Below are 6,307 nucleotides of genomic sequence, written 5' to 3'. Positions count from 1 at the left end.
TTCCCATCCGGGCCATCCAGGTGGATGGGGGCAGCGAGTTCATGGCCGAGTTTGAGGAGGCCTGCTGTGCTCTGGGGATTGCCTTGTTTGTGCTGCCGCCGAGGAGTCCTAAACTCAATGGTCACGTGGAGCGGGTGCAACGGGCCTTTAGGGAGGAGCTCTATACCCGGCCTCTGCCCCCCCGGCTCAGCGAGCTACAGGCAGAGCTGGATGCCTACCTGGACCACTACAACCGCCGAAGGCCTCACATGGCCCTGGGGGGTCTTGCTCCCTTGGAGTATTTAGCTATGATGCAGGAGGAGTCGGTTCCCCAGTCTCACATGTGTTGACCGATTACAGGGCCTTGATTTTCGGCAGTCTACAGGGCAAAATAGGGGGGCTTGGTTGGCAGCTTGCCAGGCAAATGCGATAGGCAAAGCACAACAAGGGCCGTTAGCTCAGCCCGGTAGAGCACTCGTCTCCAAAACGAGGTGTCGGAGGTTCGAATCCTTCACGGCCCGCCATAAATGGGGCGTCCTGGGAAATCCCAGGGCGTTTTTTGCAGGGGATAAACAACCCTGGCGATAAGCCTTCTCAAGGCATACAGTGGGGGCGGTATCCTGGCGCAGAGCCAGGGTTTGGGAGGTTGCCATGTTCAAGCAGATATTGTTGGCGTTTGATGGCTCGCCCCACGCGCAGAAGGCGGCCAAAGTTGCGGCCGATTTAGCCCGGCAGTACCAGGCCACTCTTTGCATCGTGCACACCTACGACCCAATACCAGACTATCTGGGTGAACCTTTCCTGCAGGAGGTCATCTCCCGCCGTACCGAGGCGGCGGACCGGGTGATGGAACAGGCCAAGGCCCTGGTAGGCGCGCTGCCGCAGGTGGAAACGGAGGTTTTGGAAGGGCCAGCGGCAGAGGCGATTCTGCGGGTTGCCGATGTGCGCAAGGTTGACCTGATTGTGATGGGGACTCGAGGTCTGGGGCAGCTAAGCGGTTTGCTCTTGGGCAGCCAGAGCCAGAAAGTGGTGACCCAGGCCCAGTGCCCGGTGCTGCTGGTGCGCTAGGACAGCCGCTGCTGGAGGGCTCTGACCTCGGCCTGCAGCTCTTCGAGCTGCTTGAGCTGGGCCAGGAGGTCGTCGCGCCAGCTTTCCAGCCGGGTGCAGGAGGTGCGGTAGAGGCTGTGGAAGCGTTCGCGGGTGCGCTGCAACTCGGTCTCTAGGGTTTCGTTTAGGGCGCCCTCGAGGGTAGTGCGCAGCTCGGCCAGGCGTTCGCGCAGGCGGGCCTTGGCGATTTCCTTGCGTCGCGGCAGGATAGAGGTGGCCAGGATGGCCCCAAACAAGGTGGCAAAAATACCCAGAATGTCCAGGGCGATTTTTTGTGCTACCAGCAGGATGGTAAGCCCCAGCCCCATCACCCCCACTTCGGCTAGGGCGGTGCCGCGCAGGCTTTCCTGGATGAAGTCACGAAGCTGGATGGCCTCCGCCTCGGGGTCGAAGGAGCGCAGGGCTTCCTCTAGGTTGCCGGCGATGGCACGGGTTTCCGAAGGTATGGCCTCGGTCTGGCGTAGGCTAGGGGCTTCGCGCAATAGCGATAGGGCGTCTTCCAGAAGCTCCCGGTCGCGCCGAGCCAGCCAGTGCATGGCCTCCAATACCGAGCGCTCGATCTCCTGGTTGGCCCCTTTGACTACCTCCTCGATAAACCCCTGCTTGAGCTTGCTGGACTGCATGAGCTCGAGGAACTTAGAAAAGCGCACCTTTTCGTCTAGCCAGCGTTCTCCGCGGCTGCGCACCTCCTCGATGGCTTGCAGGGCTAAGGCCACCTGGCCGCTAAAGTCGCGGCGGATGCGGCTTTCGTGTTTTTGCAGCAGATGGTCCAGCTTGCGGCAGGCCTCGAGCTGCTTTTCCGCTTCCTCCAAACGGGCTTCCAGGGCTGGCTGGGCCTCTAGGGTTAGGCGGGCCAGTACTCCCAGGGGGGAGCCCAGTTTAATCTGGGCAGCCTGATGGGCCAGCACCTGCTGAATGTGGCCCTCGAGGGCGGTGATACCGCTTTGCTCTCGTTCGCCTTGCCGTGCGCGGCGGGCCGAGAGGGCAAAGAGGGGGGGAACCTGGCCTAGGGTCTGGTCGGCCCCCTTGCGCACGAACTCCAGCACTTGCGAAAGCTCGTCTTGGGTTAGCAAATCCGCTTTGTTGAGGACAAGCACCACCTTTTTGCCCCAGTCCCGGATAAAGCGCAGGAATTCGGCCTCGGACTGGGTGAAGGGCCGGTCGGCGCTGGTGACAAAGAGGATTAGGTCAGCCCGGGGCAGAAATCGCTCGGTTAGGGTTTGGTGCCGCTCTAGGATGGCGTTGGTACCGGGGGTGTCTACTAACTGGACTTCCTTAAGCAAAGGATGGGGTAGTTGCAGCAGTACCAGCTCAGGGGAGTGGGGCTTTAGCTGCTCTTCAGGGCCGTAGGTAATCAGGTGAATACGGTCGGTGGTGGGGGTGACCCCTTCTTTGAGGAAATCGCCCCCCAGCAAGGCGTTCAACAGGGAAGACTTGCCGCTGTTAAACTCCCCTGCCACCACCAGCAAAAACGGCCCTTCCAGGTCCAGCAAAGCCTGCTTGAGGGGGGTGGTCTCGAGGCCAGCGCGGGCCAGTGTTTCCAGGCCTCGAGCCAGGAGGGCGCGCACGTCCTGGGCCAGGGCCAGGGTTTGGGAATCCAGCATGCTGTGTATTGTATCGCAGGCTTTTGTTGGACTTTTCGATTAGGGCTAAAAAGCAAACCCGGCGGTTGCGCAATGAATGACTAGCATGCCCAGTAGTTGTATCTGGACTGCGAAAAATCTACAAGATGTAGTATACTTCGGTTCAGTGGAGCAACAATCGAGCAGCAACACCCGTCCATATCCGCCCGAGCCTTGGGCTTGGTTGGGTGGGATGGATGCGGTGTCCGCCGGATGGCGCATGCTGTAGGGGCTTGCTGCAGTGGCTCCACATTAAGCTTGAGGAGGGAAATTCATGCCTGAAAGCTCGAAATCTACTGCAAAGAAGAACGCGGCCAGGAAGGCTTCGCCTAAGTCCGGGGCGAAGGCTACCGAGAAGAAGAGCGCGACTAAAGCAACGGCCAAGCCAGAGGCTAAAACAGCGGCTAGAAAAAATACGGCGAAGCAGAGCGCGGCCACGCCTGAAGCCGAAGCGACCACTAAGAAGGCTGCTCCAAAGAAGAGTGCGGCCAAAACGGCAGCCAAGCCAGAGACTAAGACCACCACATCGAAGTCTTCTGCCAAGACCACGGCAAAGAAAGGTACGGTTAGAACAACAGCCAAAAAAGCCACCGCCAAGAAATAGGCCCATGCCACTCCACCCTGACACCGTCAGGGTGGAGACTTCAGCAATACGCTTGGTTAGCCCCCATCAGGGTATGGGAGGCATTGGGTCTACTTTCAGCCTGCTGTGCTGCGGATGGCCTCAACTGCCTGGGGGTTTTCCAGCGCGGAAAGGTCGCCGGGATTCTGCCCCAAAAAGGCCGCCCGGATGACCCGGCGCATCACCTTAGCATTGCGGGTTTTGGGTAGGTCAGGAACGAAGAGGATTTTCTCTGGCTTCAGAGCCTTGCCTAGGCGTTGGGCGATGGTCTCGCCAATGGCCCGCTCGAGGTCGGGGCTGGCCAGGTGTTCAGGCCGTAGCACCACAAACACCACCGCGACCTCACCCTTCACCGGATGGGGAACCCCGATGGCCGCAGCCTCCTTCACTGCAGGGTGTTCTACCGCAGCGCTTTCGTACTCGGCGGGGCCTACCCGCTTGCCCGCGACCTTTAGGGTATCGTCGCTGCGGCCATGAATCATCCAGTGCCCCTGGCTGTCCAGTAAGGCCCAGTCGCCATGCACCCAGATGTTCTCGAAGCGGCTCCAGTAGGTGTTGAGGTAGCGCTGGGGGTCGTTCCAGAAGCCTTTGGTCTGACCGGGCCAAGGGGCCAGCACCGCCAGCTCGCCCACCTCGTCCCGCACAGGCTTGCCGTTTTCGTCCAGCACCTCGGCGTGGATGCCCGGAACGGCGGTGTTGAAGCCCATGGGCTTGATGGGCCGCCAGGGGGTGCAGCCCAGGATGCCTCCGCCAATCTCGGTGCCGCCCGAGTAGTTGATGATGGGCAGGCGGTTCTGACCCACGGTTTTGGCGAACCACAAGTAGGGCTCGAGGTTCCACGGTTCGCCGGTGGAGCCCAGGACGCGCAGTCGAAAGAGGTCGTGCCGGCGGACGGGTTCCTCCCCCAAAGGCATCAGCGCCCGCACCAGGGTGGGGGAGAGGCCCAGGTGGGTCACCCCGTGCTTCTGGCAGAGGGCCCACAACCGCCCCGCATCGGGATAGTCGGGAGCACCCTCGTAAAGCAGCACGCTGCCGCCCAAAGTCAGGGCCCCCAGGATGGCCCAGGGCCCCATCATCCAGCCCATATCGGTAAACCAGAAGAGCACCTCGCCCACTCTGAGGTCGAAGAGGTGGGCCATGTCCTGCGCAGCCTTGAGGGGGAAGCCGGCGTGGTAGTGCACGGTGCCCTTGGGCTTGCCGGTGGTGCCGGAGGTGTAGATCAGCATGAAGGGATCCATGCTGTCCATGGGTTGGTAGGGAGCCTGGGTGGGCTGGTGGGGCACAATCTGGTCCCAGGCTACCTCGTTAGGGGCTAGGGGGGTTGTACCAAAGCGGCGTACCACCAACAGGCGCTCGACGCTGGGGGAAAGCGCTGCGGCAGCCCGGGCGTTTTGCAAAAGCTCCACCCGGCTGCCCCGGCGGTAAAAGCCGTCGGCAGTGATGATGAGCTTGGCCCCGGCGTCCTGTAGGCGGGTGGCGGCAGCCTCGGCGGCATAGCCCGAGAAGATGGGCACGAAGATGGCCCCAAGCTGGGCGATGGCCAAGGCACTGATGGCGGTCTCCGGCAGCATAGGCAAAAACAGGCCCACTCGGTCGCCTTGGCCGATGCCCAGCCCGGCCAAGGCATGCACCGCTTGGGCTACGGCGGCCTCGAGCGCCTGATAGCTCAGCTGCGAGGAGGCCCCGTCCTCCCCTTCCCAGAGAAGGGCTAGGGCCTGGGGCCGGGTGCGGGCGTGGCGCAGGGCGTTGTGAGCCAGGTTGAGCTTCCCTCCGGCGAACCAGTGGGGCCACTGGGGCCCCTGGGGCAGCTCGAGCACCCGGCGGTAAGGGGTGAACCACTCGATGCCCAGTAGCTCCAGGGTGGTTTTCCAGAAGGCCTCGGGCTGGGCGATGCTGAACTGATAGAGAGCCTCATAGCTGTCCAGGCCCAGACGTTGCAGCAGGGCCTCGATGTGGCTGCCGCGCTTGTACTCCTCGGAGGGAAACCAGATGGGTTCGCTCATAGACGGCCTCGCTTGGCTTGCTCCTCCAGTTTATGGTTTTTGTTGGGGCTGTGTAGCCTAGGGTCGCTTTAGGTAGCGCAGGGCAGCCTCGAGCTGCTCGGCTGGGTCTTCGACTACCAGATCGGGTTCTACCCCCCGCCCTTCCCAGGTGGGGCCCACCAGCGGGGCCAGCACCCCACCCGCTACCAGGGCTACCCCCCCATCGGGGAAGCAGTAGGGGGTAAGGGCCTCGGTGTTGCCCGCGCTGCGGGTGCCGATGAGGTAGGCCCGGCCTGCGTTCTTCAAAGCCCCAGCCAGCCCTTCGGCAGCAGAGTGAACCCCGCCATCAATCAGCACCACCAGAGGTTTTTGCGTCTGGGGCAGACCCCAAAACGGCACGGTCGGTAGAGGTACCGCTCCCAGCCCTCGGCTGACCAGGCGCCAGGGTACCCCCCGCAGGAAGACCCCAGCCACCTCGGCCATGCGCAAGGCCAGCCCCCCAGGGTTGCCCCGCAGATCCAGCACGTAACCCACAGCCTGGGCCTCGTAGCGGCGGATGGCTTCTTGTAGGGCTTCCAGCCCTGCCCGCTCCACCAGGTTTTGCAGGCGTACCACCACTACCCCTTCGCTAAAGCGCACCTGGGGGGGCTGGTAGGGTTCTGGGGTTTGGAAGGGCAGGGCCAAGCAGCGCCCGCCCCCTGCTCCCAAGTAGCGCTGGGCTTGGGCCGGGCTGAGCACCCGGGAGTGGTCGTCGCCTAGCTCGGCGTACATCTGGTCGAGCAGGTGGTATAACCCCTCCCAGTCCTGTACCCCGGGGAGCTTTTGCCGGTAGCGCTGGCCTACCGCTTCCCAATCTACCCCGTTGAAGCTGGGGTCGTAGTAGCGCTCCTTGACCAGGCGCCAGGCCTGCTCGAGGCGCAGGGCAAAGTCCTGGGGGTTTTGGGCCAGGGCCAGGCCCAGCAAAAGGAAAAGCCCCACGGCCCAGCGGTGCATGG

At 62.7% G+C, this 6,307-nt stretch carries 5 protein-coding genes, 1 tRNA gene and 1 pseudogene; 3 read left to right on the top strand and 4 right to left on the bottom strand.

Annotated elements, in window-relative coordinates:
- The 3 genes and pseudogenes from G552_RS0101195 to G552_RS0101180 form a co-directional block, all read left to right on the top strand.
- Window positions 1–412: pseudogene (locus tag G552_RS0101195) on the top strand (integrase core domain-containing protein); the annotation flags it as partial.
- A 14-nt stretch (window positions 413–426) separates the two neighbouring features.
- Window positions 427–503: transfer RNA gene (locus tag G552_RS0101185), tRNA-Trp, on the top strand.
- Window positions 504–630: 127 nt separating this feature from the next.
- A complete protein-coding gene (locus tag G552_RS0101180; RefSeq protein WP_027881347.1) occupies window positions 631–1,047 on the top strand; it encodes a universal stress protein in 417 nt (138 codons plus the stop codon).
- On the opposite strand, the gene G552_RS0101175 is transcribed toward G552_RS0101180, so the two are convergent.
- The 4 genes from G552_RS0101175 to G552_RS0101160 all read right to left on the bottom strand — a co-directional run bounded on the left by G552_RS0101175 (window position 1,044) and on the right by G552_RS0101160 (window position 6,305).
- Window positions 1,044–2,690, bottom strand: coding sequence for a dynamin family protein (locus G552_RS0101175; protein WP_027881346.1), 1,647 nt, complete (start codon window positions 2,688–2,690; stop codon window positions 1,044–1,046). The genes G552_RS0101180 and G552_RS0101175 overlap by 4 nt on opposite strands.
- A gap of 270 nt (window positions 2,691–2,960) precedes the next feature.
- Complete coding sequence (locus G552_RS16190; protein ID WP_036270094.1) at window positions 2,961–3,323, bottom strand: hypothetical protein; 363 nt, start codon at window positions 3,321–3,323, stop codon at window positions 2,961–2,963.
- A gap of 84 nt (window positions 3,324–3,407) precedes the next feature.
- Window positions 3,408–5,333 carry an AMP-binding protein gene (locus tag G552_RS0101165; RefSeq protein ID WP_027881345.1) on the bottom strand — a complete coding sequence of 642 codons (1,926 nt, stop codon included), beginning with the start codon at window positions 5,331–5,333 and terminating at the stop codon, window positions 3,408–3,410.
- Between the two features lie 57 nt (window positions 5,334–5,390).
- Window positions 5,391–6,305 (bottom strand): S41 family peptidase, encoded by a 915-nt coding sequence (locus G552_RS0101160; RefSeq protein ID WP_027881344.1) that lies wholly within the window; start codon window positions 6,303–6,305, stop codon window positions 5,391–5,393.
- Window positions 6,306–6,307: the final 2 nt, after the last annotated feature.

This window comes from Meiothermus rufus DSM 22234, from assembly GCF_000423425.1.
Taxonomy (GTDB): Bacteria; Deinococcota; Deinococci; order Deinococcales; family Thermaceae; genus Meiothermus; species Meiothermus rufus.
Note: the sequence above shows the minus strand (reverse complement) of the source record. Positions and strands in the feature narration are given on the sequence as shown.

Bases quoted from the DNA above. Each gene is read 5' to 3' on its own strand.
- G552_RS0101180 (WP_027881347.1), top strand. From the start codon at position 631: ATGTTCAAGCAGATATTGTTGGCGTTTGATGGCTCGCCCCACGCGCAG.
- G552_RS0101175 (WP_027881346.1), bottom strand. From the start codon at position 2,690: ATGCTGGATTCCCAAACCCTGGCCCTGGCCCAGGACGTGCGCGCCCTC.
- G552_RS0101165 (WP_027881345.1), bottom strand. From the start codon at position 5,333: ATGAGCGAACCCATCTGGTTTCCCTCCGAGGAGTACAAGCGCGGCAGC.
- G552_RS0101160 (WP_027881344.1), bottom strand. From the start codon at position 6,305: ATGCACCGCTGGGCCGTGGGGCTTTTCCTTTTGCTGGGCCTGGCCCTG.